Genomic DNA, 25,177 nt, shown 5'->3' on the forward strand with positions numbered 1-25,177 from the left:
ACGTCGAGGTCAGTGTGCGCTGCGTTCGGCAGACTCCAGGTGCGTCCGGCCGTTCGACGTGGACAGGCCGCCGTCGACAGCGATGCTCTGGCCGGTTATCCACCGACCTCCATCGGAGGCGAGGAAGCCGACGGCGTCGGCGATGTCGGATGGATGGCCCAGCCGACCCAGCGGAGTGCGGGCGACCAAGGCTTCTACCGGCACCGAGGCCGCGGGAAATCCCTCGGTGGAGGTCGGTCCTGGCAGGACGCTGTTGACGGTGATGCCCCGTGGGCCGACCTCGTGGGCGAAAACGCGGACGAGTTGCTCACCGGCGGCCTTACTGGCCGCGTACAAGGCTTTCTCGGGCGGGCCCGTGCGGGTGGCCGTCGAAGAAATGAACACGATCCGGCCTCCGTCACGCATCCTGCGTGCGGCCTCGCGAAATGCGAGAAAGGTGGCATGGGCGTTGAGCGCGAAGGTGTGCACGTAATCGTGATCGGTGGCCGTGGCCAAGGGGCCCGTCACGAAGCCGGCCGCGTTGAGTACCAGCACATCAAGACCGCCGTAATGGCGCTCGGCCGAGTCGAAGAGGGAGAGAAGCTCCGCGGGGTCAGCCGCATCCGCACGCTCCGAAGTGGCACGTCCACCCCGGCTCGCGATGGTGGCGACCACGTGCTCGGCCTCGGCGGCATGGGTGCGGTAGTTGACGACGACAGCCGCGCCGTCAGCGGCCAAGCGCAACGCGGTGGCTCGGCCGATCCCTCGTGAGCTGCCAGTGACCAGCGCGACCCGGTCGGCAGCCGTCCCGACCTCGCGCGACCTACCGCGCACGGACAAGGCCCAGCACGCGACCGGCCAGATCCACGGCGTGCTCGACGCTCGTGGCTCGGTCGCGGAAGGTGAGGTCGACGAAGGCATGCTCCACTGCGGCTTCGTCGCGAGCCCGCAGGATGGTCTCGGCGATGCTGTCCACCGAGTCACCGGCTTTCGTGTTGACGCGGAGGATGACGTCCAGCTCGCCCGGATCCCGGCCGGATCGGGCAGCTGCATCCTGGATGCGTGCCATGGGGGCCGTGATGGTGGTCGGCTCGAAGGAGCCAGGAGTCACCGCTGGGAGGAAGCCGTTGGCGCGCCGTGCCACTCGGTTGATGCCGGTCGACGTGAACGCGGGCATGTAGATGGGTGGGCCGGGGCGCTGCACGGGCTTGATGTCGACGTAGCTTGCGGCGGTGGTCCAGAACGAGCCCTTGTGGTCAACGGGGTTCGTGCCCCAGAACGCCGCGAGCGCGTCGAGGCACTCGTCGAGGCGAGGTCCCCGCTCCGCGATCGGTACGCCGACGGATCGGAATTCCTCGGGAGCCCATCCGGCACCGAGGCCGGCGATCACCCGGCCACCGCTGAGCTGGTCGATGGTGGCGAGGGAACGGGCGAGCAGCGCCGGGGCGTACCACGGTGTGATGAGCACGCTGCTGCCGAGGAGCGGCCGAGTGGTCACAACGGCGGCGACGGTGAGCGTCGCGAACGGGTCGAGCCCTGCCCGGAACTCCGTCGGAAACGCCGTGGTGCCCGGATAGTTGATCTCCGGCTCGACTGGGGCCAGCAGCCGGTCCCCCACCCAGAGGCTGTCCGCCCCCATCTCTTCGGCCCGGCGGGCGAACATCGCGACGCCTTCCGGGCGGTGCGCATGGCTGCCGAACTGCGGCAGGTTGAAGCCGATCTTCATACGCGGACTCCTCGTCCGTCTCAGTGGGCCACGACGACGCTCGGGATTCGCGGCACCTGGCGTATCAGCCGGCCGCCGTCAGCCGGCCGAGAGTTTCCTGCGCCTGTTCGCGCAGTTCCGCCCGCACCGGCGCGGGCATGTCTCGCAGAATGATCTCCACGTCCTCCGGGGTGCCCACCTGATCGAGGAAGCCGACCAGAAGGTGTGCTCCCACGCCGGGCGTCGTCGCCCGGACCTGCCGGGCGAAGTCGTCCCATGCTTCGTCGGAGATGTGCTCGCTCAGCGCCGGGAGCAGGACGGGCTCCTCGTGTTCCAGATGGACATGGACCAGGTCGCGGACGGCGACCGCCGCGGCGACGAGCGCGGTGCGACCGGGTTCATCGATCGGGGCCGCGGCGAGCGCCTCGAGTGCCGCCTCCAGTTGGTCGTGCTCACCGCTGAGGCGGGCCAGCGGCTCAGCGGCTCCAGGGGCCCGCTCTTCGATCATCGGCCAGAGGACGTCGTCCTCCGACTTGTGGTGGCTGTCCAGATGCACGACGAGGAAGTCACGTAGCTCGGCCAGGGCAGTCGCGGAGGCCGCCGGATCCGCTGCGGCTTCCGCCAGGACGGTGCTGGCCCTGCGATGGGTGTCGTGCACGAGGCGGGTATGGACGACCGCGGTCACCGTGGAGGCCTTCACCCCCGCCACCGTATGAGTATAGGGCCCTATGGTCAATATTCGACACTGTTGCCGCCAGTACCATCCAGCGATGCGCTCGTACAACTCACCGCGGCGACGGGACGCCGCGCTCGCCACGCGCGAGGCGATCCTCGAGAGCGGCCGGAGGCTGTTCCTCGCCAACGGCTTCGCGCAGGTGACGGTCGCGGACATCGCCAAGGACGCGCGAGTGGCCGTCCCGACGGTGTACGGCAGCACCGGCGGCAAGGCAGCGATTCTCGAAGCCCTGCTGGCACCGGCGGCCGCAGACCCCGCGGTCGAGCAAACCCTCACCGGGATCGCGACGACGGACGACCCGCGTGCGGTCATCGCGATCACTGCGGCGGGCACCCGACAGACACACGAGCGGCACTGGGAACTCGTCTGGGGCCTGCTCTACCGCAACCTCACCGAGCCGTCCGCGGCGCCCGTCCTGGACGCGAACAAGGCGGCCTACCTCGGCGCCCTCACGGCCGTGGCCGACCGGCTCGCCGCCCTGAACGCGCTGAAGCCGGAACTCGACGGCACCGCCGCGGTCGACCTGCTCTGGTTCTACCTCGGCCGGCCTGCCTGGTACACCCTCGTCGGCGAGCGAGGCTGGGACTTCGACCGGGCCGAGACATGGCTGGCGACCGCAGCCCAACAGGCCCTACTAGACAAGCCCCCCGCATAAGTCGACCGCACAGATCTGGTGGCTACCGCACACACTTCGTGCCATGTGTACATAGATGACTACTTACATATATGCCGTACGTGGGCCCGGTGCCGGCGCTATGCCCTTCGGATAATTGAGCTGACCGCCCCTCCGGACGTCAGCCCCTTATTTGCAGGACTCCAGGAAAACCAGAATCTCATCCGAGGGATCGGATTTTCGAGTGGCACAGCCCTCGACGCAATCGGTATCGGCGGTTGCACCGGAGCCAGCGTGCTGGCTGCGAGCCAGACCATGTCGCCCGCTGACAGGCGCTGCCGACGCCAGGCGATCACCAATCCGATCGCGCGTACACGCGGGCTGGGGAGTCAGCCGCGCCTGTCGTTACGCGCCGAACCCGGAGCCCCGCCCTCGCGGGATCTGGAACCCGAGGGGTCGAAGCGCCCGCGCGTCGACCCCCTCTCTACAGCCGCGGGAGGCTACCCAGTGAGCAACGTCCACGATGTCGCCGTCTGGCGCTGCTACGAGGACCCTCGCCGCCGCCGCGCCTGATCGATAGGGTCGCCTGATGCCACCGTTCGAGATCGTCCAGATCATCCCGGCCGCGCCCGGCTGGTGGGTCGAGCACATCGAGGAAAGCCGGTCTTTTTTCTCGGCCGTCGCGCTCTGGGCTCTTGTCGAAGACGCCGAGGGGAAGAGGTCTGTCATAGGGGTCGATCCCGCCTGGGTTCATACCGGCTCGCACGGTATCGCTACTGGCAACGGTGGAATGTTGATCGAGATCCCGGATGAGCCGCGCGGCCACGGCTACGCATTCAGCACAGACACCGATGAAATGCTCAAGAAGCCGCTCTAGCCTCGGCAACTCCCGGGCAAGACTCCTGAGCCAATGCACGGCCTGCGTGCTGTCGGCTGACTGCACGCAGGCAGTGCAATTGCCTAGCGGGATCTCCGCTACTGCCCGTGGATTACGACCCGTGCCGTGCGGCAGACCAGGGTGGCCGGATCGGTCACGGGTTGCCGTCGACGGTGACCAGTCCTGAGGCGAGTTGCCGTTCTGCTCGTTCGCGGGACATGCGGGATTCGACCATGAGGTCGAGGACGGGCGGCGTTTCGTCGTCTGTCTCGGTCACAGGGGCATCATTTCGCCGGTGGTTCGGGCAGCCGAATGACCACGTGAAGCCGCATCGGTCGTCTGTTCGCGCTGTCTCGGGTCATCGTACGGCCGCGGCCAGCGGTGGCGCCGACGTCCCGAACGGAGGCTGAGTCGTCGGCGGCTGTGCCGGCGGCTGGGTCGTCCGCGGCGGCTCCTGGGTCGTCGTCCGCGGCGGCTGAGTCGTCGTCCGCGGCGGCTGAGTCGGCGTCCGCGGCGGTCGAGGCTGCGTCGTCGGGACAGGAGTCGTCGTCCGTGTCACCGGAGGCGGCGGCCAATCGACTGTCCCATCGGTCTTGCAGATCATCTGGATCACCGAGCCCTGGTTGGGCGGGCTGATCCGGATCTCAACAACGCCTTCCTCGTCGGTGTCGGTGTTGCACGGCATGCCGGCCAGGTCGTCGAGGCTCCCGAGCGGGTCTCCCTCGCCGTTCCCGCCCGAACCCCCAGGCCCGCGAGGTCCGCGGGGACCGGCGGGCCCGGCAGGCCCGGGAGGGCCGCCATTCCGGCTCCACGAGATCGGAGTCTCCTGCCACGGCCCGCGCCGTGTGTAGCAGCCGTCGCGTGAGTCTTCGAGCAGCATCCGAATGGCGCCGGTCCGGTTGTTAACGCACGCGTCGTAGGTGTCTGAGCGGCGGCCGGACATCGCGTAGGCGGTGCCTCCGACAAGAAGCCCGACCACCGTCAGAGACGCGGTGACGAGGATAAGACGGGACGGTCGTTTCACACGGACTCCGATTCGGGGTGCGCCGGCCGTCGCCGCTGGGGGGGGAGCGGAGCGACGGGACGGCGGAGCGCTGGGGGGCACCGGCTTTTCGCCGCGGGGCACCAGTCCGTTACGCCCTATTACTGAGATTCCGTCACCTGGCTGAACGCGCCGACGCTCTGTAACGAATGAGGACGCTCCCCCGGCGAGGGCGAGCCGACCTGCTGGTGGTGTTGAGCTCGGTCACCGGTCGCCCTCCCTTCTGCGAGCGCAGGTCTCCTTACAAGCCTTCTCGGGCGCGGCATGGGGCACCGGCTCCCATCGGCGATCAGCCGATAGAAATTGCAGTAATGGCCAGCGACATGCGCAGGCACAGCGCGGCGCGCACGACAGCCCCGGAAACGGTGGTGGAGGACATCCTGAGGGGTGAAGAGGGTACGTGTGGAAAGTCCGGTCACTTCTGCGGTGGCCTGCAGGTGTGCGGTCGACGTCTAGCGCAGCGCCGCCGTGCGGCGAATCGCCACGCGGTTGACCGCCCACAACGCGACGCCGACGAGCAGCACCACGACGACTCGCAGCAGGACCTCGACCTCCTGCTGGGTCAGCAGCGCGACGCAGACCAGCGCTCCCAGAACCGGCAGAGCGGTCGGGGCGCGGAAATGCTTGTGGTCCACCTGCTCCCGGCGCAGCACCAGCACCGAGACGTTCACCATCGCGAACACGATCAGCAGTAGCGCAACGGTCGTCGTCGCGAGCACGGCCAGCCTGCCGGTGAACACGAAGATCATGGCGACCGCGGTGACCGCGACCGCGGCGATCCACGGCGTGTGGCGGGTGGAGTGCACCGCAGCCAGGCTTCCATGCAGCACCTTCTGGTCCGCCATGCCGTAGAGCATCCGAGAGGCGGAGAGAAGGTTGATCAATACGCCGTTGCCGACGGCGAGCGCGGCGATCACGGTGAACAGCGCCGCCGGCACGGCCAGCGGGCTCTGCCGCAGGACCTCGAGCAGCGGGGCGGATGACGTGGCGAGCTGGTCGCCGCCGACGACGACCGACGCCAGCACCGCGATGGTCAGGTACAGCGCCGCCGCCGTCAGCAAGGCGATCACCAGCGCACGGGCGCACGCCCTGGCGGGGTTTCTGGTCTCCTCCGCCATGTTGGCGGCGTCCTCGAACCCGACGAACGCGAAGAAGGCCAGGCTCGTGGCCGCCACGACGGCCGCGATCACCGAGGCGTCAGCCGCACCGGCCTCGGCTCCGCCGCCGGTGGCGGCGAAGTCGACGAGGTTGCCCGCCGCGCCGGTGCCGACCATGATCGCCGCGATCGCGGCCAGGATGACCAGAGCCAGCCCGCCGAGCTCGATCACGGTGAGCACGCTGTTGAAGCGCGCCGAGAGCGACACGCCCAGCACGATGATCGTCCCGAGCACGATGATCACGACGACCGCGGTGACCAGGGTCGGGACGGAGAGCACCTCCTCGATGTACCCACCGGCGGCCAACGACAGCGTCGATGCGGAGTTCACCGCAGAGGCGACCATCGCGAACATCACCATGAACGTCACGAACGGCGCGCGGAACGCCTGGTGCACGTACGTGGCGGCGCCGCCTGCCCTGGGGTACTTGCTGGACAGTTCCGCGTAGCTGAACACGGTGAGGATCGCAAGCGCCAATGCCACCAGGAAGGGGATCCAGATCGCGCCGCCGACGTGCGCCGACATCTGGCCGACCAGCCCGTAGATGCCTGCGCCCACCACGTTGCCGAGACAGATGAGGACGAGCTGGCGCTGGCTCAGTGATCGGCGCAGCCGGCCGTCAGGCTGCTCCTCGACCGTGGGACCTGCGACATCAGCGTGTTCCATGCGGATTCCCCCCACCGCCACAACCGGACCAATCCTCCAATCCGGTCAATCGAGGCAGCATAACCGTGATCGAGACCGATGAGGAGAGCACGAGCGCCGCCGGCTCGGTCGCTATTACCGCTACGAGACAGCTGTCATGATCGTGCCGGTGATGATCGCTCTGGTGCAGCTCGCGGGCACACTCACCATCCGACGGCCGGACGCGCGGCTGTGAGCGCGGCAACGGGTCGGCCACGGCTGCTGCTCAGCGCGTTCGTCATGGCCACCACGTCACACATCCTCGAAGGCCAGTGGCGCCATCCCGACGCCCAGCAGCACCGCTTCGACGAGCTGTCGCTGTGGACCGACCTCGCACAGCAACTGGAGGAGGCCCGGTTCGACGCGATGTTCTTCGCCGACGTCGTGGGGCTGTACGGCAACTACCGCGGGAGCTGGGACACCTTCGTCACCGAGGGCCTGCAGATTCCGTCCCACGATCCGTCGGTGATGATCGCGGCTCTCGGGGCCGTGACCGAACACCTCGGCCTGGCGTGGACGAGCTCCGTGATCCAGGAGCACCCGTTCACGTTCGCTCGCAGAGCCAGCACCCTCGACCACCTGACGAAGGGCCGCATCGGCTGGAACATCGTCACGTCGGCGCTGGAGAACTCCCACCGCAACTTCGGGATGCCAGGGCTCACCCCACACGACGACCGGTACAAGTGGGCGGACGAGTACGTGGACGTCGTCTACCGGCTGTGGGAAGGCAGTTGGGACGACGGCGCGCTGCTGCGCGACAAGGCAGGAAGCCGCCACGCCGACCCCAGCCGGATCCACAAGATCCACTATCAGGGCGAGCGGTACTCCGTCGAGGGGCCGCACCTGGTGGCGCCATCACCTCAGCGAACGCCGGTGCTGTTCCAGGCCGGCACGTCGCCGGCCGGGATGGCCTTCGCCGCCCGCAATGCCGAGGCCGTCTTCATGTTCGCCGGCTCGCTCGGCAACGCGGAGAAGGTGACCACGACGGTGCGCAGGCTCGCGGTGCAGCACGGCCGCGCGGCGTCCGACCTGCGGTTCTTCGCCGGGCTGTCGTTCGTGGTGGGCAGCACGGAGGACGAGGCCCGCAGGCGGAAGGCCGACTACGACTCCTACATGTCGCCCGACGGCCTCGCCGCCCACATGCTCGGCGGCATGGGCGTCGATCTCGGGGACGCCCCGCTCGACACGCCGTTGAAGGATCTGGAGGTCGAGGGCGTCCGGGGAGTGCTGCAGGCCATCATCGACTCGGTGCCGGGCGGCAACCCGACAATCGAGGACATGGTGCGTTACCGCGCCGAGCGGATGCGGCTGGTCGGCACGCCGGAGCAGATCGCCGACGAGCTCGAACGCTGGCAGGACGCGGGAATCGACGGCATCAACGTCATCAACCACGTCATCCCGGGCAGCTACACCGAGGTGATCGAAGGGCTGCTGCCCGAGCTGCAGAAGCGTGGGCTGGCACAGACCGAGTACCGCGCCGGAACCTTCCGCGAGAAGCTGTTCGCCGACGTACCCGGCAGACCGCCCGGCGACGGCAGGCTCGACGCGCGCCACCCGGCCGCCGTCCACCGCGGAGCGTTCCGCGACACCGCTCGATGACGGTGGTCGGAACGATTCCGTACGCAGGCGCCGGCGAAATAGCCCCACGCGTCCGGACCTGATCGAGCAATGTCGGTGGGATCACTTCGAGAGCGCGACTCCTGCGCCTCGCGACCGGGTATTCATGATCGGCGATGACGCCAGCCACCACCGACCGGTCGCCCTGGCGGCGAGCACCGAGAACGGGCTGGACTCGCAAACCGGACCCGTAGTCACCACGCCGGCCGGTTGCGGAAACCCGCCGCAGCAGATTCGAGGGCTCCCTTGCGAGGGCGACCCCGGCAGCCGCTGCCGAACCCGAACGGGAGCCACCATGTCGACGATCTCGGCACCCTGCCCGCTGTACCCACGTCGACAACGGGGCGCCCCTGGCCGGCGGGCGTTCACCGTGCCCGTGACGCAGCGGGAGATCGTGCTGCACGGCCAGCGGGTGACCTTCCTGGAGGCGGGCGCCGACGGCGACGGGCCGGTTGTCGTGTTGCTGCACGGACTGGCCAGCAGCTCGCGGACCTGGTCATCCGTTCTGCCGCTCCTGGGCCGCCACGCCCACGTCATCGCCCCGGACCTGCTGGGTCACGGCCAGTCCGCGAAACCCCGCACGGGGGACTACTCGCTGGGCGCCTACGCGACCGAACTGCGTGACCTGCTGCTCACATTGGGCCTGGACCAGGCCACCATCGTCGGGCACTCCTTCGGCGGCGGCGTCGCGATGCAGTTCGCCCACCAGTTTCCGGAGATGACCGAACGCCTGGTCCTCGAGGCGAGCGGCGGCCTCGGCCAAGGCGTCACGATCGCCCTGCGCGCCGCAACGCTCCCCGGCACCCCCCTGCTCCTCCGCGCGCTCTCCGCCATCACCCCACCCTGGCTCGCCAAAGCCGTCCACTGGGCCATGCACGCCCTGCCGACGCTCAACGGACCGGACCTCGACGGCCTGGCCAGCGCATTCGCCTCCTTCACCGACGACGGAGCACGCGGCGCCTTCGCCCAAACCGTGCGCGGCGCACTGGATTGGTCGGGCCAGCGCCTGGGCGGTCTCGAGCGGCTCTACCTCCTCGCCGACGTTCCGGTGCTACTCATCGGCGGCAACAAAGACTCGGTCATTCCGTTCCAGCACACGGTGAGTGCTCATGATCTGCTGCCCGGCAGCCGTCTGGAGATCTTCGACGGAGCGGGGCATTTTCCGCATACCGAGCAGCCGCGCCGATTCGCCGACCTGCTGGCTCATTTCCTCGTCAGCACAAATGCATCGCAATCGGACCTGCAGTCGCTGCGCCGCCGCTTGCAATCGTCGAGCCCGACCGGTAGTGAGCCTCCGACAGAGGCAGGACGTGCCGCACGGTCGTCCTGACGGAGGAGGACGGCCCGGGCCGTCACACCTCAGCGGGCGGCCGCTGCTTGCCGGCCACCGTGACGGTCTCGCCTGCATCGAGCATGAGCAGCCGCTCGCTCAGACCCCGCCGCGCGAAAGCCGGAGGGATCGCACTCGACTCCTGCGTGAGGTGCTTCCAACCCTCGAGATGGATCGGGATCACCGTCGGGGCGTCGAGGATCTCGGCTGCCTGGGCGACCTGGTCAGCGCTGAAGGTGAGGTAGGCGTCCATCACAGGGCTGCGTGCGTGGCCGCCGAAGATGATCGCGATGTCGACCGGGCCCGCGTGATCGGCGACATCGCGGACCACCGCGAGCGAGGCGTTGTCGCCGCTCACGTAGACGGTGGGCAACCCGACGCCCGACAGAACGAACCCACGGACCTCTCCGGTCAGGTGCTCGGTGCCCGCAGGCCCGTGCTGAGCAGGTACTCCGGTGATCCGCAGCTCTCCTCCGTCCGGCCGGCGCAGGACGTGGCTGCGCCACAGCGGCAGTTCACACGTGACACCGCCGAGTCGCTCGGCCGCGCCTGCGGTGCTGAGCACCAGCGGCACGTCGCCGAGGAACCGCCGTCCGGCGTCGTCGAGGTTGTCCGGATGCTCGTCATGCGACAGCAGCACCACGTCCACCGGGCCGATGTCGTCGACCGGCACCGCAGGCGCGGTCGTCTTGACCAGGTTCCGCTCTCCGACCGGGTGGTCGCCGGGAGGGTCGAAGGTGGGATCCGTGATCAGTCGAATTCCGCCGATTTCGATCACTGCCGTGGGGCCACCGACCAGTTGGACCGTGACCGATGCGTTGGCGTCCGCGATGACGGGCGGATTCGATGAGGAAGACACAGTCATAGCTTGATGCTGCCTCGACCGCGACGCCGGATGTGAGCGGCCGGGCAGCTGATTATCGATCGATTCCGGCCACGTCGAACCGTTGCCGCCAGGGTGCCCAACCGACGGCCTGGTCAATCACGTCGGGTGGGGCAGAACCGGTCGCGGCTGGCCGGAATCAATCGAAAGTCAGCCTGGATTTCGCTCACGGTGAACCGGATACGCGGCGCACTGTCGAGGCATGAGCGCGTCGCCGGCACGGGCGGGAACACCACCGTGCACCTGACGCCAGCAGATCGGGAGTAACGCCGGCCTGTCGGGGCGAGTAGGAAGCTCGCCATTTGTTTTTTCACATGCGGTCATGGTCGCCCGCTGCAGCAACCACAAATCGATGTTGCGAGCCCGACGTGCAATGTCAGGCCCGCGGAAGATGGAGTGCAGCGTGAGTGGCACCGCGAATATCGCTTCTGAGGATCCGGACCACCTGCAGGCGACTGTGGCAATCGTCGGCGGAGGTGCGAGCGGCACGCTCACCGCACTTCACCTGCTGCGCACCAGCAGCGACCCTGATCTCCGCATCACACTGTTCGAGCCCGACCCCCGCCGCCGGCACCTCGGCGTCGCCTACGGCACGACCGATCCCCGGCATCTGCTCAACCTCCGCGCACAGATCATGAGCGCATTCCCCGACGAACCCGACCACTTCGCGAACTGGGCCCGACGCGCCGGACGCGGGTGGACACCCACCGACTTCCTGCCACGCATGGTCTACGGCAACTACCTGCAAGACCTGATCACCCAGTTCGGCGGCCACCGACTGACCACCGTCGCCGCCACGGTTCAGGACATCGCGCCCCACGGAGGTGGCTTCGAGATCACGACCGACATCGGGACCTCTCGGGCCAGAAACGTCGTGCTCGCCTACGGCGTCTCCGCTCCCCGCCGGCTGGCCACCGCAACAGGCTCGCTCCCCGACGCCTCGTGGCACCTGCAAGGCCCCTGGGATCTCAACGCACTGGCAAACGTGTCCGACGACGCCACCGTCGTCCTCGCCGGCAGCGGCCTCACCGCCATCGACGCAGCCATCACCCTGCTGGAGGACACGCCCCAGCGCCGGGTGGCAATGGTCAGCCGCCACGGCCAACTCCCCCGCACCCACCTCGAGCACGTACTGCCCGACTGGCCCACCCCGATCCCGCCTGGGCCCCTGACCGCCGACGGAGTCGCCGACCTGGTCTACGACCAGATCGCCGCAGCCCAGGACAGCGGTGTCGACTGGCGCGCTGTCGTCGACGGCCTGCGCTCGAAGTCCCAGTCGATCTGGCGCCGCTTCGACCAGGCCCAGCGCCGGCGTTTCCTCAGCACCTATGTCCACACCTGGCACGTGCACCGCAACCGGATGGCCCCGCAGATCGCCGCCCGGATCACCGCCTACCGCGACACCGGACGGCTCACCCTCCACGCCGGCGGGCTCCGCCACGTCGACGACCTGGGCACCCGCTGCCGCGTGCATCTGAGCAACACCGCGATCGAAGCCGAGGCACTCGTCAACTGCACCGGTCCCCTCGGCGACGTCACGATGACCACCAACCCGCTTCTTCGGGCCTTGCTCGACCGCGGCACCATCGCGCCGGACCCACTCGGCCTCGGCGTGGCCTGCACCGAAAGTGGTGAGCTCCTCGACGGCCGCGGCGAGGTCGTCGTGGGCATGTACACCCTCGGCCCACCCAGCAGGGCCACCGCCTGGGACGCCATGTCCGTCCCCGAGATCCGGAACCAGGCCGCCCGACTCGCCACACACCTCACCGACACCAGTGCGCTGAGCCGCACCGCGATGCCCGCCGCAGGACAGTGAAAACGCAGAAGACGAACGCCACCGAGTTCGGGCGGAGTCGCAAGTCGGCGATTCTGGCCGTCTCCTGCATGGGGCTGTTCGTCGTCGGCCTGGACAACACCATCATCAACCTCGCCCTGCCCTCGATCGGCCGAGAACTGGGCGCCTCGGTGTCGAACCTGCAGTGGGTGATCGACGCCTACTCCGTCGTGCTCGCGAGCCTGCTCTTGCTCGCCGGTTCCGTCGGGGACCGGATCGGCAGGAAGCGCGTCTTCCAGACCGGTCTGGTCCTGTTCGGCCTGGGGTCGCTGCTGTGCAGCATCGCCCCGAGCGTCCAACTACTGATCGTGTTCCGGATGCTGCAGGCCGTGGGCGGGTCGATGCTGAACCCCTCGTCGGTGTCGATCATCACGAACACGTTCCGCGAACGCGGTGAGCGGGCCAGGGCCATCGGCATCTGGGGTTCCGTGGCGGGACTGAGCTGGGCGCTCGGGCCGGTTCTGGGCGGCGTGCTGGTGGACGCTGCCGGCTGGCGGTCGGTGTTCTGGATCAACGCGCCGATCGCGTTGACAGCCGTGGTGCTCGTGGCGCGGTTCGTGCCGGAGTCCCGGGCAGACCGGGCGCGGTCACTCGACCCGATCGGGCAGCTGCTGGTGATCGCGCTGCTCGCCACGGTGACCTACGCGATCATCGAGGCGCCGCAGCTCGGCATCCGCTCGCCGTGGATCATCGGCTGTGCGGTTGTGGCGGTCGCGTCGGCGATCGCGTTCGTCCGCTACGAGCGGCGGACGGACGAGCCCCTGCTGAACATAGGTTTCTTCGCGAGTGCGCCCTTCAGCGGTGCCGCACTCATTGCAGTGGGCTCATACGGCACCGTGGCGGGGTTTCTCTTCCTCAATGCGCTCTACCTGCAGGAGACGCGAGGGTTCTCCCCACTGTCCGCCGGCCTGCTCACCCTGCCGGCGGCGATCATGATCGCGCTGCTGGCCCCCGTGTCGGGGCGAGTCGGAGGCAACCATCCACGCATTCCCGTCACGGTCGGATCCCTGGCGATGGCCGTGAGCTCGTTCCTGCTCGCGCAGCTGACCGAGCACTCGCCACTCTGGCAGGTAGCCGGCGCCTATGCCGTGTTCGGGCTCGGCTTCGGATTCATCAACCCTGCGATCACCAACGGGGCCGTCTCGGGGATGCCTCCGTCGCAGGCCGGAGTCGCGGCGGCCGTGGCGTCCGCGGGACGGCAGGTGGGCGCGACCCTGGGCGTGGCGGTGCTCGGCTCGGTGGTGACCGCGCGGATCGTCGGGCCGGTGTCGACGGGCTTCGTCGCAGCGGCGCATCTCGGCTGGTTGATCATGGCCGCGACCGGACTGGGGCTGTTCGTGGTCGGGTTGTCGACCACGGGCCGCTGGGCACTGCGCACCGTCCAGGTGTTCGACGAGCCGCGCAACGGCCGTTCTGGCCACCTGGATCCGCTGACCGTACGAGCGGAGTAGTAATTGCGGACGTGCAACGAGTACAACGACCTCGGTCGCGCGCATCACCAGCCCGGCAGGCTCGTTGCGGCGTGATCTTCTGTTTCGATCCTGGCAACTCCCGCCGTTGCGGTCGAGAAGTCCTGAAAAGGGCATAGTTGGCTGGTGCGGACCGAGCCTCGCTCGGGCGAAATGATGTTCGGAGGACTCGATGACTCGCGACCGAGCCACTATCGCAGTGGTGATGTTCGACGGGGCACCCATGTTCGAGATGTCTGTGCCGATCAGTGTCTTCGGGGTCGATCGCACGACCAACGGAGCACCTCGGTTCAACCTCCTTTCGGTACACGGGGAGCCCGGTCTGCTCACCACCACTGGCGGCATCCGCCTCCAGGTCCCCAACGGTCTGGAAGCACTGCAGCACGCCGGCATCGTGATCGTCCCCTCGTGGCGCAACTCCAGAGAACGCCCGCCAGAACCCACGCTGCGGGCGCTGCAAGAGGCGCACGACGACGGTGCGCTGATCGTGGGCCTGTGCATGGGCGCGTTCGTCCTGGCAGCCGCCGGGCTGCTCGACGGCCGACGCGCAGCGACCCACTGGTATCACGCCCCGGTCCTCGCAGCCACGTGTCCGCAGGTCACCGTCGACCCGACAGTCCTCTACGAGGACGACGGTGACGTCGTCACCAGCGCCGGCACCGCCGCCGGGCTCGACGCCTGCCTGCACGTCGTGCGCCGGTTCTGGGGAGCGGATGCCGCCACGGCCATCGCCCGCCGAATGGTCGTGCCGCCCCACCGAAGCGGAGGGCAGGCCCAATACATCCGCCAGCCCGTCCCCGACATCGCCACGGATGACGACCTCGGCAAAGTGATGACCTACGCCCTCGAGCACCTCGACGAGACCCTCGACGTCGAAGCCCTTGCCGCGCGGGCACACCTCAGCCGGCGCACATTCGACCGACAGTTTCGGGCAGCGACCGGCATCTCCCCCCTCCAATGGCTGCTCCACCAACGCATCCTGCGCGCGCAACAATTACTCGAACACACCGGCCTGTCAGTCGACGCCATCGCTCGACAGGTCGGCTTCTCCGCCGCAGTTTCCCTACGTCCGGCATTTCGCCGGATCGTCGGCGTCAGCCCGCAGGACTACCGCACCACCTTCCGAGCGAAAGAAACCAACCACAGGTGGCCGAGGCAAACTCACAATCACCCGCAGGACAGTTGCTGCGCCGCGGATCGCGTAGAGGATCGCGCTCCGTCACCAGGGCCCTGATGCCAGCGGCCTCCTGAAGAAACACGGCGCTGAACCTGGTTGTCGGGATGGTGGCCTTGCCTTGTTGAGCATCGCCTCGCGGGCGCCGGCGCGGATCGGAGCAGTCGAGGGGTCGGTCCGTCAGGCACCCACCCGCTGGCGACAACGTCAGCAAGGCCATCTTCCGGGCAACCGGGCACGCTGAGCGCCGACTCCACAGCGCCGCGCGCTCATGCTCCGTGTCGGGCGCTGATCAGGTGCGCAGGATCTGTGCGGCGCGTTCGGCGATGCCGTAGACGGTGGCGTTGGTATTGGCGTTGACCGGGGACGGCATGACCGAGGCGTCGATGACACGCAGTCCGTCGACCCCGCGCACCCGGAGATCCGTGTCGACGACGGCGTCGTCGTCCGTGCCCATGCGGCAGGTGCCTGCGTAGTGGAAGTAGGTGTGGGCGCTTCGACGCACGTAGGCGCGCAAGGCACTGTCGTCCTGCACGTCGGCACCGGGCTGAGCCTCCTGGCCTCGCCACGGCGCGAAGGCGGGTGCATTGCCCAGCTCGCGCGCGGCGCGCAGCCCGGCGACGGCGGCATCGAGGTCGCGGCCGTCGGTGTAGTAGCCCGGGTCGATCAGAGGAGCGGTGTCCGGGGCGGCGCTCGACAGGCGCACGGATCCGCGGCTGAACGGGGCCACGACGGAGACCACGAGCGTGTATCCCGCGCCGCGCCCGGGGCCGGGGACCGTGTCTCCGAGCATCGGCGCGATCGCGCAGAACAGCTGCACGTCCGGCCACGGAACGCCGGGGCTGGTGCGGATCGTGCCCTTGGCCTCGCCCCCGCCGTTGCCCAGCGTCGTGACGACGGGCTGCCGAGCATGGTGGACGACGCCGGTGATGGGATGGTCGTGCAGGTTCACGCCCACCCCCGGAAGGTCGGCGAGCACCCCGATCCCGAGCTCACGCAGATGGGCCCGCGGGCCGACGCCCGAGCGCAGCAGCAGCTGGGGCGAGCCGATCGCACCGGCGGCCACGAGAACCTCCTGGCTGCACTCCACAGCGACGAGCTCGGAGCCGATTGCGTACTCGACACCAGTGCAGCGCCCGCCCCTGACGACCAGCCGGTGTACCAGAGCGTCGGTGACGACATCGAGGTTGGGACGCTCCAGTACCGGCAGCAGGTAGGCATCAGCTGCACTCAGGCGCTAGCCGTCGACGATCGTGAACTCCGCCCAGCCGAACCCTTCCTCGACGCCGCTGTCGATGTCGTCCACCACACGGTGGCCGACCTGCCGTGCCGCCTCCAGCGCGACCTGCGACAGCGGGTGCGGCGCAGAGTTCGTCCACAGCCGCACCGGGCCTCCACGGCCCCGCAGGGTGGGATCCCGGCCCTCCACATGCTCGCTGCGTTTGAAGAACGGCAACAGATCCTCGAAACCCCAGCCTTCCGCCCCGGCGGTGACCCACGCGTCGTAGCTCGCCCTGTGGCCGCGGATGAAGGACAGCGCATTGATCGCCGAGGACCGCCGAGAGCGCGCCCGCGCGGTAACCGCACCCGCGGAGCGCCGGGCACCTCCAGCGAGACATCGCCCCAGTCCATCGAGGATCCCGCCAGCGTTCGCCACGCTCGCGGATCGGCAGCAGCGGGCAGCGGATCCCGGCTCCCCGCCTCCACCACCAACACCCGCTTCCCCGGGTCCTCACTCAGCCGCGAGGCCAGCACGCAACCCGCTGTACCGGCACCCACGATCACGAAGTCGTACGGTTGTGAAGGACTCTTCATCAACGATCTCCATGCAGATCTCTTTTCCGGAACTACTGAGTCCAGCGCTGCACCACACCGGCGTCGATGTCGAATAGGTCGAGTGCGCGTCCGACGCTGTGGTCGACGATGTCGGCCACGCCTGCGGGCCGGGTGTAGAAGGCGGGCACCGGCGGCATGACGATCGCCCCTGCGGCTGTGACCTCGGCGATCAACCGGATGTGTCCCGCGTGCAGGGGCGTCTCGCGGAGTAGCAGCACGAGCCGGCGTCGTTCCTTCAGGGCAACGTCGGCCGCGCGGATCACGAGGGAGGCGTCAAAGCTGTTGGCGATGCCCGAGAGCGCCTTCACGCTGCAGGGGGCCACGAGCATGCCGTCGAACCGGAACGAGCCGGACGAAACAGAGGCGCCGATTTCGCCGTCGGAGTGCACGACGTCCGCGAGTGAGCGCAGGTCCGCGGGGCTGCGATCCGTCTCGAGTTCCAGCATCCTTCGTGCGGTTTTCGTGAGCACCAGATGTGTCTCGATGCCGGGAATCCCGTGCAGCAATTCCACTGCCCGAACCCCATAGATCGCTCCCGAGGCACCGGTGATGGCCACCACGATCCGGCGTACGCAGGACATCAGAGTCCCAACGCGGCGAGGTGGGCCCGCACACGCGCGGGGTCACCCGGCTCGACGCGCATTCGCCGGTACCTCTCGCCGTCCACCGTGGGGTCCACGGGCACGGTGGCGTCGATACCGAGCTTGGCCGTCACCGCGCCCTGCGCGGACGGATCGAGGCTGCTACCTTTGGCGTTCGGGACGACGAGCAGATCGCGGTCGGCCTGCACCCGCGTGGCGACCGCCCACGCGACCTGCTCGTCGTCGAGCACATCGATGTCGTCGTCGACGACCGTGACCTGCTTGATCGTCTCCGATGTGAGGAAGAGCGTCAGGATCGCGGTGGTGACCGCACCCGGCGCCCGGTTGCGAAGCGCAACCACCGCCGTCAACCGGCACGAGCCCGATTCCGGCAACCGCAGCCCCACGACATCCAGACCGGCCCCGCGCAGCGCACGGGTGCACAGCGCCTCGCGCGGAACACCGCCTGCGTACAGATGCTCGCGCCCGCCGGAAAGGATCGTCTGGCACAGCGCGTTCTCGCGGTGCCACCCGTCCATCAGCTCGATGACCGGTGCAGGCGCTGCAGGCCCGTAGGTGTGCGGGTACTCGCCGAACGGGCCTTCGTCCGCGCGTCGCCCGGCCCGGAATCGGCCCTCCAGCACGACCTCGGCGCGGGCCGGGACCAGTGCGTCCACGGTCGGAGCGGGCACCAGCTCGATCGGTGTGGGGGCGAGCGCGCCTGCCACCGCATAGTCGTCGAGGCCGCGTTCTGCGGGAGCCTGGCTGGCCAGCACGAGCACTGGATGCACTCCGATGACAAGTGCGACGTCGAGGTCCTGGCCGGCCGCCTCGGCTTCGGCGAGGATGCGTCGTAGCCGACCAGGCAGCACCAATACCCGCAGCTCACGCTCACCGGCGGCCAGCATCCTGTTGATCGACAGGTTCATCCGGCCCTCCGCCGGGTCGCGTGCCGCCAGCAGCGCCGACGTCAGGTAACGGCCCGCGTCGTGCTCGTGCTGTCGCACCAGCGGCAGCACCGAGAGCAACGCCTCGCCGTCGAACCGGTTCGTCAGCACCGGTGCATCAGCGGCGTCGACCTGCGGGCAGGCGCTGGGCCGATCCAGTGCGGCGGCGAAGCGGCCGGCCACCTCTCCGGGTTCGCAGTTGAGCGCGAGCCCGAGGTGTTCGTACGTCGGGATCGTGTTGCCGACCAGGGGGAACCGGGCACCGACCACGTCCTCGAACAGAACTGCCACGGCGCCGTCGGCGCGTTCGAGCACCGCGGCGACCTCCTGATCAGGCTCGATGGACGCCGCGAGGCGTGTGAGATCGCCGCGCAACTCGAGCAGATCAAGCCACGACCGCAGATCGCTCATCACCAGACCGTCCTCGTTTTGACAGGGTGCTCACCACCTGACAACCACGCGAATTCGAATGATCAGATTTTCAGCGTCGGGTTGTACAGGTCGAGCCAGATGGCAAGGTCAATGGTCCGTTCCAGGCTGCGGCGGACGCTCGGACGCGCCGGTCCGTCATCCACTACCGCATTGGTCAACCATTCACGGTCGACCAGTTCGACAACCGGATGCCTCGAGCCGACGACGTAGTCGCGACAGATTCCGCGAAGCTTGGTCACGTAGGTCGGATCTTGGGTGGCCGGGTAGTTCGCCTTCGTGCGCCCCAGCACCGAGCTGGGCAGAAGGTCAGCCGCTGCCCCTCGCAGCAGAGACTTCTCCCTGCCGTCATAGGTCTTGAGCGGCCACGGGACGTTGTAGACGTACTCGACCAGCCGGTGATCACAGAACGGAACCCGCACCTCCAAACCGGCCGCCATGGACAGCCGGTCCTTCCGATCCAGCAGCAGGCGAAGGAATCGGGTCAGGTAGAGATGGCTCATCTGGCGCATTCGATAGTCGTGATCATCATCGCCGTCCAGACGCGGAACGGCTGCGACCGCAGTGTCGTAGGTGTCCTGAACGTAGTCGGGTAACTCCAGTGCGGTCCGCAGACCGGGGTCGAGGGTTTCGGCATCGAGGCCCCTCATGGGTGTCACGTCGGTCAACCAGGGAAAGGTGCGGGCCTGCTGCGCCTCTCGACTGAAGAACTCGCGATAGCCACCGAAGATCTCGTCGGCCGACTCGCCGGACAGCGCAACCGTCGAACGGGCCCGGACCTCCCTGAACAGCAGGTACATCGAGGTGTCCATGTCGCCGAGCCCCTGCGGGATGTCTCGGGACCGCACGACTGCGGCTCGGACCTCGAGGTCGGTCAGCGCGTCGGGATCCAGCAGGATGTCCTGATGCTCGGTGCCGGCGTGGGCGGAAACCGCGTGCGCGAACGGGGTGTCCGGAGCATCGCGAGCGGCGTCGGCGACGAAGCGCTCCGTCTGGCCGGCGTAGTCGACGGAGAAACTGCGGACGGTCTCGCCTTCACGCGCCAGCTGGGCAGCGGCGATCTCGGTGATGACGGACGAGTCGAGCCCGCCCGACAGCAGGGTGCAGCGCGGCACGTCCGACACCAATTGCCGGGCGACGATGTCCTCGAGCAGCTCCCGGACGTGGATGACGGTGGCGTCTCGCGAATCGGTGTGCTCCCGAGTGGGCACGCTCCAGTAGCGCACGGCCCGGGTGCCATTTCGCTGCACGGTGACCACGCATCCGGGCTCGACCTCACGCATGCCGTCCCACACGGCCATATCGGGCGACTTCGCCTGGCTGAACATGTCCCGTAATCCGTCCAGACCCACAACATGCTCGGCAAGCGGGTTGGCGAGGATCGCCTTCGGCTCCGACCCGAACAGCACACCGTCAGCGGTCTCGTAGTAGTAGAGCGGCTTGACTCCCAGCCGATCGCGGACCATGACGAGCTGTCCGACTCGGGCATCCCACACGGCGAACGCATACATTCCGTTCAGGCGTTCGGCCACCGCACTACCCCATTCCAGGTAGGCGCGCAACACGACCTCGGTGTCCGAATGAGTCTCGAAACAGTGGCCCCGAGCGACGAGCGCATCACGCAGCTCTCGAAAATTGTAAGCCTCGCCTGAGTAGACGAGCACCAACGTGCCGTCGGCAGTTTCTTCGACCATCGGTTGCCGACCGCCCGCCAGGTCGATGACGGACAGGCGCCTGTGCCCGAGAGCAGCGTGGTCGCTCAGCCAGGTGCCCCGATCATCAGGGCCTCGACATGCCATCGTGTCGGCCATCGCATCGACGATGTCCAACTCGTTGCGCAGATCGGCACCGAACGCCACCCAACCCACGATTCCACACACGGAAACCCCCAAGTCTATGAACGAGGACATGAGAGACGCGGCAGAGAATGTCGCGCGGGTACGTCTACCGCGACTTTGCCGCAAACCGCTGCATCCTATTGCCTACGGCGGAAACACGAGCAACAAACGCCAACGTACGCCACATCTCGCGTGCCGCCATCGTCGATGGATCGATGGTGAGCCATCTCTCGCACATGAGGACCGAGGAGGTCAGCCGATGTGATTGCGCGCAGCTCGAATCAGCCGGAGTGCGCTGAATTCCAGCCAGCACGGCTCAGTGCCCGATACCTCGAGAAGGGATTCCACTCTGCAAGCAGTCCACGCAGGGACCGCTTCTGCCTCGTCGTGATCTATGCCGCCGGCCCCGGAAGGCCGTGGACGTTCGCCGGGCCCCGGTCGAGTACCGGCGTGCCGTCGCGAGCCTCCAGCGCCCAGTCGGCGATCTCGTCCTTGCGTGCGAACCACACCGCAGGCTTGCTCGTGGCGTAGGCCAGGAAGCGGTCCAAGACACGCACGCGGTTGGCGTGGCCCGAGATACGGTCGTGCAGGCTGATCACCATCATCCGACGGCGGGTAGCGCCCTCCTCGTACAGCTGGTCGAACTCGTCTCGCAGGGCCTGCTCGTAGGCAGCTGGATTCCAACCATCGAAGGGAAACGAGACAATATCGTTCATATGAAAGGTGTAGGGGACGGTCACGAAGTCGCCGTGTTTCAGCGGCACGATGAACGGTTCGTCCCGGCTGGGCTCGTCGAGATGATAGGTGAAACCGAGGCCCTGGAGGATGTCCAGGGTGTTGACACTGTTGCGCACCCAGTACGCACTCCAGCCCTTGGGCGTCTGCCCGGTCGCCCGCTCGACGCTTGCGACGTTATCCGCGATGAAGCGACGCTCAGCCTCAGGATCCAAGTTGTAGCTCGGCTCCCACGTCCGGCCGTGGGCCGCCGCTTCGTGTCCACGACGGACGACCTCCTGTGCCAGGTCCGGAGCCTTGTCGACCGCCTGGCCGATCATGAAGGCGCTCAACTTGACGTTGTACCTGTCCATCAGGTCGAGAAGACGCGGGGTTCCCTCGTAGATTCCGTACTGGAAGACGCCGTTGGTCGGCATGTCGGGAAGGTCGTGCTCGACGGGATCAGGAATGACACCGCCGGCCCCGGAGATGGGTTGCCCTCCGCCTTCGAACATCAACGAGAAGCTGACTGCCAAGCGAGCGTTGTTCGGCCAGAACGGCTCGTCGTTCGTCATGGATCTCTCCGGTGTAGAAGAAGTAGAGCGAGCAAAGGTTCGGCCAGAATAGTGGAGTAAGCCAACAATCTCGGAGTAAGCCCAGGAGGGCTCGTAGCGGCCGGTGAACGCCGCTGAATCCGTCTGTGCCACAGCTGATGAGCGGACTATACGGGGCCCGCACCTGCCGTCGTGACATATGCGGAGGCCACGTATCGATCAATCTCGGCCCGTTCTACCCCAACCGGCGGACGCCGCTCGCCCGAGCGGAAGACAGGACCGCCGGCGAACAGCGTGGTCGACAACGATCGCCTATCAGCCCGCACGACAGTCACTCACGGCAGATCGAATTCGCGTCGAGCACCGCTTCCCTTGCTGTTCGAGCGCGATAACACAAGGTTCGGGCATAGTGGTGTGCCGGGTGTGGATCGAGCCACTCCAGCTCGCGATGTTCGGAGGATCCGGTGACTCGTGACAAAGCCACCATCGCGGTGGTGATGTTCGACCGAGCATCCATGTTCGAAATGTCGGTGCCCGTCAGCGTCTTCGGCGTCGATCGCACATCGTTCGGCGCGCCGCGGTTCACCCTCCTGCCGGTTGCCGCAGATCAAGGCGTGCTCGCCACCACTGGTGGCATCCGGCTCCATGCACCGAACGGTCTCGAGGCACTGGAGAAGGCCGGGATCGTCATCATCCCGTCGTGGCGGGACGCCAAGGAACGCCCGCCGGATCCGTTGCTGCGAGCGCTGAGGGAGGCGCACCAGGACAGTGCCCTGATCGTGGGGCTCTGCATGGGAGCGTTCGTCCTGGCTGCAGCCGGGTTGCTCGACGGACGGCGAGCCGCGATGCACTGGTACTACGCGCCATCGCTGGCGGCGATGTATCCGAATGTCACCGTCGACTCGACGGTGCTGTACGAGGACGACGGCGACATCGTCACCAGTGCCGGCACGGCCGCAGGACTCGACGCCTGTCTGCACGTCGTACGCCGGCTCTGGGGGGCGGAAGCAGCGACGGCGATCGCCCGTCTGATGATCGTGCCGCCGCAGCGAACCGGGGAGCAGGCACAGTACCTGGAGCAGCCGATCCCGGGCGTGCCGGCGAATGACGCGCTCGGCAAGGTGATGGCATATGCCCTGGAACATCTCGACGAGGCATTCGACGTCGAGACGTTGGCCGATCGGGCGCACCTGAGCCGACGGACGTTCGACCGGAAGTTCCGTGCGTTGACCGGAATCTCGCCCCTGCAGTGGTTGCTGCACCAGCGGATCCTGCGGGCTCAACGGCTGCTGGAGAGCACCGAGCTGCCGGTCGACGTCATCGCACGACAGGTCGGCTTCGCCGCTGCTGTCTCACTGCGTCCGGCATTCCGTCGGATCGTCGGGATGAGTGCACAAGACTACCGCACCACGTTTCGTGCGAGAAGGTCTCCCCACAGCTGCCCTCGATCAGTCGACGAGCCGCCGGCGTGCCGCTCCGAGTAAGGCATCAGGTGCGTATCAGATCTGCGCCTGCGCGGTGATGTGGACCGGGTCGAGGTCAGCGGCGCGCATGCTGCGAGCAGCGGCAATGGCAGCGTCGCGCAGCAGATCGGCCTCGTCGAGCTGCTGAACACGCCGGTCTCGCAAGAGCAGCCTGCCGTCCACGACGACGTCACGCACGTCGCTTCCGCGTGCGCTGTACACCAGCGCCGCCTCGAGATCTGCCGCCGGCGTGAGATGCGGCTGCGACAGGTCGATGGTGATCAGATCTGCGCGTTTGCCGACTTCGAGCGACCCGATCTCATGGTCGAGCCCTATTGCCCGCGCCCCCTCGATGGTCGCCATCGCCAGCACGCGTCTGCGCCCGAGAGCGGTCGGGTCGTCGGTCGCCGTCTTCGCCGTGGCGCAGGCGTACTTCATGGACTCGAACAGGTCTTGTCCACAGTTCGCGGCCGGCCCGTTGGTGCCTAGACCGCAGGTCAGGCCGGCATCGAGGAACGGCTTGATCGACGGGAATCCGGTGCCCCAGAAAAGGCGCGTCTGTGGATCGAACACGACGGGCGTGCGGCTCTCGGCGAGCAGCTCGATCTCGGCGTCGGAGATGTCGGACACCGCCGCGGCCTGCGTGGCTGGACCGAGGCAGCCGGCCAGGTGCAGCAGCTCGACATTTCGCCATGGCTGCGGATGATGCCGGGCGATCATCCGGTTGAACGCCGGAGACTCGGCGACATGCATGTGCATCCCTAGCCCGAACCGATCGGCGAGCGCGCGCGAACGTCGCAGCTCCTCCACGTCGACGACCCAGGGCAGCAGCGGTCCGAGCGACAGGCGCAGCCGGCCGTTCTCCGCACCATGCCAGCGTGCTGCGAGGTCAGCGACGGCCCGATCCTGCTCGTCGATCGACTCGACGAAATCTGCGGCCTGGTTGCGCGCCTGATAGCCACGGGCCAAGGTCGCGCGCACGCCGCTGTCGCACATGGCTCGGAATGCCGTTTCCTCGGGCACCTCTTTCGACCGGCGCGGAAAGAAGAAGTTCTCGACGAGCGTGGTGTTGCCATTACGGAGGTTCTCGAGACAGCCGAGCAGCACGGCGAAATAGAGCGCATCCTGGTCGGTCGCGCGCATCAGCGCCATCCCGATCTCGAGCCAGTCGAGCAGCCGCTGCTCCACGCCGATGGTGCGCCCCAAGGTCATACACAAGTGTGTGTGGCAATTGACGAGCCCGGGCATCACCACCTTCCCGGTGGCGTCGATCACCTCTGCATCGTGGTCGACGGGGGCATCGACCGCGGGACCGACGTAGGCGATGCGCCCCTCATCGACCAGCACAGCACCGTCGGCAATGACGTCCCGAGCCGGGTTCATGGTCAACAAGGTGGCGGACCGGATCAGCAGCGCACTCACTGCTCCACCTCGATCGCAGCACAAATGGTCATCGTGTTGCAATCGCCGGGCGGATCGTCGCGGTATTCCTGCGCCACGACTTCAGCCTGCAGTAAAGGTAGAGCATTGATCGGCACGCGAGCGCTGACGACGTACTCATGCCTTGAGAATGCCCCACACCTCCGGCATGCCGTGAGCAACATTCGAGATCATTTTCGATCGGTTCCGGCCAGGCGTGGCACATATCCCTCGCCCCGCCGCGCCATCCGACGTCGGCCGACGCGCGTCGACCTACATCCCGAGGGAAGATGAGG

General features: G+C 67.7%; 22 protein-coding genes and 2 pseudogenes. 8 read left to right on the top strand and 16 right to left on the bottom strand.

The features are described 5' to 3' along the window. Window positions 1-9: 9 nt before the first annotated feature. The 3 genes from ACQPZQ_RS30695 to ACQPZQ_RS30705 form a co-directional block, all read right to left on the bottom strand. Entirely contained in the window at window positions 10-813 is an 804-nt protein-coding gene (locus ACQPZQ_RS30695) for an SDR family oxidoreductase (RefSeq protein WP_433286546.1), read from the bottom strand. Further along, window positions 803-1,705, bottom strand: a complete 903-nt coding sequence (locus ACQPZQ_RS30700) for a TIGR03619 family F420-dependent LLM class oxidoreductase (protein ID WP_433286548.1) — start codon at window positions 1,703-1,705, stop codon at window positions 803-805. Before ACQPZQ_RS30700 ends, ACQPZQ_RS30695 begins: the two co-directional genes overlap by 11 nt. 64 nt (window positions 1,706-1,769) lie before the next feature. Next, window positions 1,770-2,393: a hemerythrin domain-containing protein gene (locus tag ACQPZQ_RS30705; protein ID WP_433286550.1), complete on the bottom strand. Its 624-nt coding sequence runs from the start codon at window positions 2,391-2,393 to the stop codon at window positions 1,770-1,772. A gap of 61 nt (window positions 2,394-2,454) precedes the next feature. On the opposite strand from ACQPZQ_RS30705, the gene ACQPZQ_RS30710 reads away from it, so the two are divergent. Both ACQPZQ_RS30710 and ACQPZQ_RS30715 read left to right on the top strand, forming a co-directional pair. Beyond that, on the top strand, window positions 2,455-3,075 hold the full coding sequence (locus tag ACQPZQ_RS30710; protein WP_433286552.1) for a TetR/AcrR family transcriptional regulator: 621 nt from the start codon (window positions 2,455-2,457) through the stop codon (window positions 3,073-3,075). A gap of 547 nt (window positions 3,076-3,622) precedes the next feature. Beyond that, the gene (locus ACQPZQ_RS30715) at window positions 3,623-3,910 is read left to right on the top strand and encodes a hypothetical protein (RefSeq protein ID WP_433286554.1); all 288 of its coding nucleotides are present in this window, start codon (window positions 3,623-3,625) and stop codon (window positions 3,908-3,910) included. 154 nt (window positions 3,911-4,064) lie between these two features. Here ACQPZQ_RS30715 and ACQPZQ_RS30720 read toward each other — a convergent pair whose 3' ends face one another. The 3 genes from ACQPZQ_RS30720 to ACQPZQ_RS30730 form a co-directional block, all read right to left on the bottom strand. Beyond that, complete coding sequence (locus ACQPZQ_RS30720) at window positions 4,065-4,187, bottom strand: hypothetical protein (protein WP_433286556.1); 123 nt, start codon at window positions 4,185-4,187, stop codon at window positions 4,065-4,067. 7 nt (window positions 4,188-4,194) lie between these two features. Beyond that, window positions 4,195-4,485 carry a hypothetical protein gene (locus tag ACQPZQ_RS30725; RefSeq protein WP_433286558.1) on the bottom strand — a complete coding sequence of 97 codons (291 nt, stop codon included), beginning with the start codon at window positions 4,483-4,485 and terminating at the stop codon, window positions 4,195-4,197. 919 nt (window positions 4,486-5,404) lie between these two features. After that, complete coding sequence (locus ACQPZQ_RS30730) at window positions 5,405-6,775, bottom strand: APC family permease (RefSeq protein ID WP_433286560.1); 1,371 nt, start codon at window positions 6,773-6,775, stop codon at window positions 5,405-5,407. Between the two features lie 210 nt (window positions 6,776-6,985). Here ACQPZQ_RS30730 and ACQPZQ_RS30735 point away from each other — a divergent pair, with 210 nt between their 5' ends. Both ACQPZQ_RS30735 and ACQPZQ_RS30740 read left to right on the top strand, forming a co-directional pair. Then, complete coding sequence (locus ACQPZQ_RS30735) at window positions 6,986-8,392, top strand: LLM class flavin-dependent oxidoreductase (protein WP_433286562.1); 1,407 nt, start codon at window positions 6,986-6,988, stop codon at window positions 8,390-8,392. Between the two features lie 394 nt (window positions 8,393-8,786). After that, window positions 8,787-9,740: an alpha/beta fold hydrolase gene (locus ACQPZQ_RS30740; protein WP_433286564.1), complete on the top strand. Its 954-nt coding sequence runs from the start codon at window positions 8,787-8,789 to the stop codon at window positions 9,738-9,740. A gap of 22 nt (window positions 9,741-9,762) precedes the next feature. On the opposite strand, the gene ACQPZQ_RS30745 is transcribed toward ACQPZQ_RS30740, so the two are convergent. Next, window positions 9,763-10,605 (bottom strand): MBL fold metallo-hydrolase, encoded by an 843-nt coding sequence (locus tag ACQPZQ_RS30745; RefSeq protein ID WP_433286567.1) that lies wholly within the window; start codon window positions 10,603-10,605, stop codon window positions 9,763-9,765. A 421-nt stretch (window positions 10,606-11,026) separates the two neighbouring features. Between ACQPZQ_RS30745 and ACQPZQ_RS30750 the strand changes: the two genes are divergently transcribed. The 3 genes from ACQPZQ_RS30750 (at window position 11,027) to ACQPZQ_RS30760 (ending at window position 15,160) form a co-directional block, all read left to right on the top strand. Next, on the top strand, window positions 11,027-12,439 hold the full coding sequence (locus ACQPZQ_RS30750; RefSeq protein ID WP_433286569.1) for an FAD/NAD(P)-binding protein: 1,413 nt from the start codon (window positions 11,027-11,029) through the stop codon (window positions 12,437-12,439). Continuing rightward, complete coding sequence (locus tag ACQPZQ_RS30755) at window positions 12,436-13,908, top strand: MFS transporter (RefSeq protein WP_433286571.1); 1,473 nt, start codon at window positions 12,436-12,438, stop codon at window positions 13,906-13,908. The genes ACQPZQ_RS30750 and ACQPZQ_RS30755 overlap by 4 nt, the downstream gene beginning before the upstream one ends. A 190-nt stretch (window positions 13,909-14,098) precedes the next feature. Further along, the gene (locus tag ACQPZQ_RS30760; RefSeq protein WP_433286574.1) at window positions 14,099-15,160 is read left to right on the top strand and encodes a GlxA family transcriptional regulator; all 1,062 of its coding nucleotides are present in this window, start codon (window positions 14,099-14,101) and stop codon (window positions 15,158-15,160) included. Between the two features lie 232 nt (window positions 15,161-15,392). Here ACQPZQ_RS30760 and ACQPZQ_RS30765 read toward each other — a convergent pair whose 3' ends face one another. From ACQPZQ_RS30765 to ACQPZQ_RS30795, 7 genes and pseudogenes are all read right to left on the bottom strand, one after another. Then, window positions 15,393-15,893, bottom strand: a complete 501-nt coding sequence (locus tag ACQPZQ_RS30765; RefSeq protein WP_433299426.1) for a GMC oxidoreductase — start codon at window positions 15,891-15,893, stop codon at window positions 15,393-15,395. Between the two features lie 150 nt (window positions 15,894-16,043). Continuing rightward, window positions 16,044-16,757: pseudogene (locus tag ACQPZQ_RS30770) on the bottom strand (GMC family oxidoreductase); the annotation flags it as partial. Window positions 16,758-16,786: 29 nt separating this feature from the next. After that, window positions 16,787-16,915: pseudogene (locus tag ACQPZQ_RS30775) on the bottom strand (NAD(P)-binding protein); the annotation flags it as partial. A 32-nt stretch (window positions 16,916-16,947) separates the two neighbouring features. Next, the gene (locus ACQPZQ_RS30780; protein ID WP_433286576.1) at window positions 16,948-17,517 is read right to left on the bottom strand and encodes a UbiX family flavin prenyltransferase; all 570 of its coding nucleotides are present in this window, start codon (window positions 17,515-17,517) and stop codon (window positions 16,948-16,950) included. Continuing rightward, entirely contained in the window at window positions 17,517-18,875 is a 1,359-nt protein-coding gene (locus ACQPZQ_RS30785; RefSeq protein ID WP_433286578.1) for a UbiD family decarboxylase, read from the bottom strand. The genes ACQPZQ_RS30780 and ACQPZQ_RS30785 overlap by 1 nt, the downstream gene beginning before the upstream one ends. Window positions 18,876-18,937: 62 nt before the next feature. After that, window positions 18,938-20,773: an asparagine synthase (glutamine-hydrolyzing) gene (asnB, locus tag ACQPZQ_RS30790; protein ID WP_433299428.1), complete on the bottom strand. Its 1,836-nt coding sequence runs from the start codon at window positions 20,771-20,773 to the stop codon at window positions 18,938-18,940. A gap of 350 nt (window positions 20,774-21,123) precedes the next feature. Further along, window positions 21,124-22,020 (bottom strand): polysaccharide deacetylase family protein, encoded by an 897-nt coding sequence (locus ACQPZQ_RS30795; RefSeq protein WP_433286580.1) that lies wholly within the window; start codon window positions 22,018-22,020, stop codon window positions 21,124-21,126. Between the two features lie 443 nt (window positions 22,021-22,463). Between ACQPZQ_RS30795 and ACQPZQ_RS30800 the strand changes: the two genes are divergently transcribed. Continuing rightward, window positions 22,464-23,483: a GlxA family transcriptional regulator gene (locus ACQPZQ_RS30800; protein ID WP_433286582.1), complete on the top strand. Its 1,020-nt coding sequence runs from the start codon at window positions 22,464-22,466 to the stop codon at window positions 23,481-23,483. A gap of 15 nt (window positions 23,484-23,498) precedes the next feature. Here the strand turns inward: ACQPZQ_RS30800 and ACQPZQ_RS30805 are convergent, their stop codons facing one another. Together ACQPZQ_RS30805 and ACQPZQ_RS30810 are read right to left on the bottom strand one after the other, a co-directional pair. Beyond that, a complete protein-coding gene (locus ACQPZQ_RS30805) occupies window positions 23,499-24,884 on the bottom strand; it encodes an amidohydrolase family protein (RefSeq protein WP_433286584.1) in 1,386 nt (461 codons plus the stop codon). Beyond that, on the bottom strand, window positions 24,881-25,066 hold the full coding sequence (locus ACQPZQ_RS30810; protein WP_433286586.1) for a hypothetical protein: 186 nt from the start codon (window positions 25,064-25,066) through the stop codon (window positions 24,881-24,883). The genes ACQPZQ_RS30805 and ACQPZQ_RS30810 overlap by 4 nt, the downstream gene beginning before the upstream one ends. Window positions 25,067-25,177 lie beyond the last annotated feature (111 nt).

It is taken from the genome of Pseudonocardia sp. CA-142604, assembly GCF_050948475.1.
Classification (GTDB): Bacteria; Actinomycetota; Actinomycetes; order Mycobacteriales; family Pseudonocardiaceae; genus Pseudonocardia; species Pseudonocardia alaniniphila.

Bases quoted from the DNA above. Each gene is read 5' to 3' on its own strand.
- ACQPZQ_RS30780 (WP_433286576.1), bottom strand. From the start codon at position 17,517: ATGTCCTGCGTACGCCGGATCGTGGTGGCCATCACCGGTGCCTCGGGA.
- ACQPZQ_RS30710 (WP_433286552.1), top strand. From the start codon at position 2,455: ATGCGCTCGTACAACTCACCGCGGCGACGGGACGCCGCGCTCGCCACG.
- ACQPZQ_RS30715 (WP_433286554.1), top strand. From the start codon at position 3,623: ATGCCACCGTTCGAGATCGTCCAGATCATCCCGGCCGCGCCCGGCTGG.
- ACQPZQ_RS30730 (WP_433286560.1), bottom strand. From the start codon at position 6,775: ATGGAACACGCTGATGTCGCAGGTCCCACGGTCGAGGAGCAGCCTGAC.
- ACQPZQ_RS30765 (WP_433299426.1), bottom strand. From the start codon at position 15,893: ATGCTCGGAGACACGGTCCCCGGCCCCGGGCGCGGCGCGGGATACACG.
- ACQPZQ_RS30745 (WP_433286567.1), bottom strand. From the start codon at position 10,605: ATGACTGTGTCTTCCTCATCGAATCCGCCCGTCATCGCGGACGCCAAC.
- ACQPZQ_RS30795 (WP_433286580.1), bottom strand. From the start codon at position 22,020: ATGACGAACGACGAGCCGTTCTGGCCGAACAACGCTCGCTTGGCAGTC.
- ACQPZQ_RS30810 (WP_433286586.1), bottom strand. From the start codon at position 25,066: ATGTTGCTCACGGCATGCCGGAGGTGTGGGGCATTCTCAAGGCATGAG.
- ACQPZQ_RS30700 (WP_433286548.1), bottom strand. From the start codon at position 1,705: ATGAAGATCGGCTTCAACCTGCCGCAGTTCGGCAGCCATGCGCACCGC.
- ACQPZQ_RS30785 (WP_433286578.1), bottom strand. From the start codon at position 18,875: ATGAGCGATCTGCGGTCGTGGCTTGATCTGCTCGAGTTGCGCGGCGAT.
- ACQPZQ_RS30760 (WP_433286574.1), top strand. From the start codon at position 14,099: ATGACTCGCGACCGAGCCACTATCGCAGTGGTGATGTTCGACGGGGCA.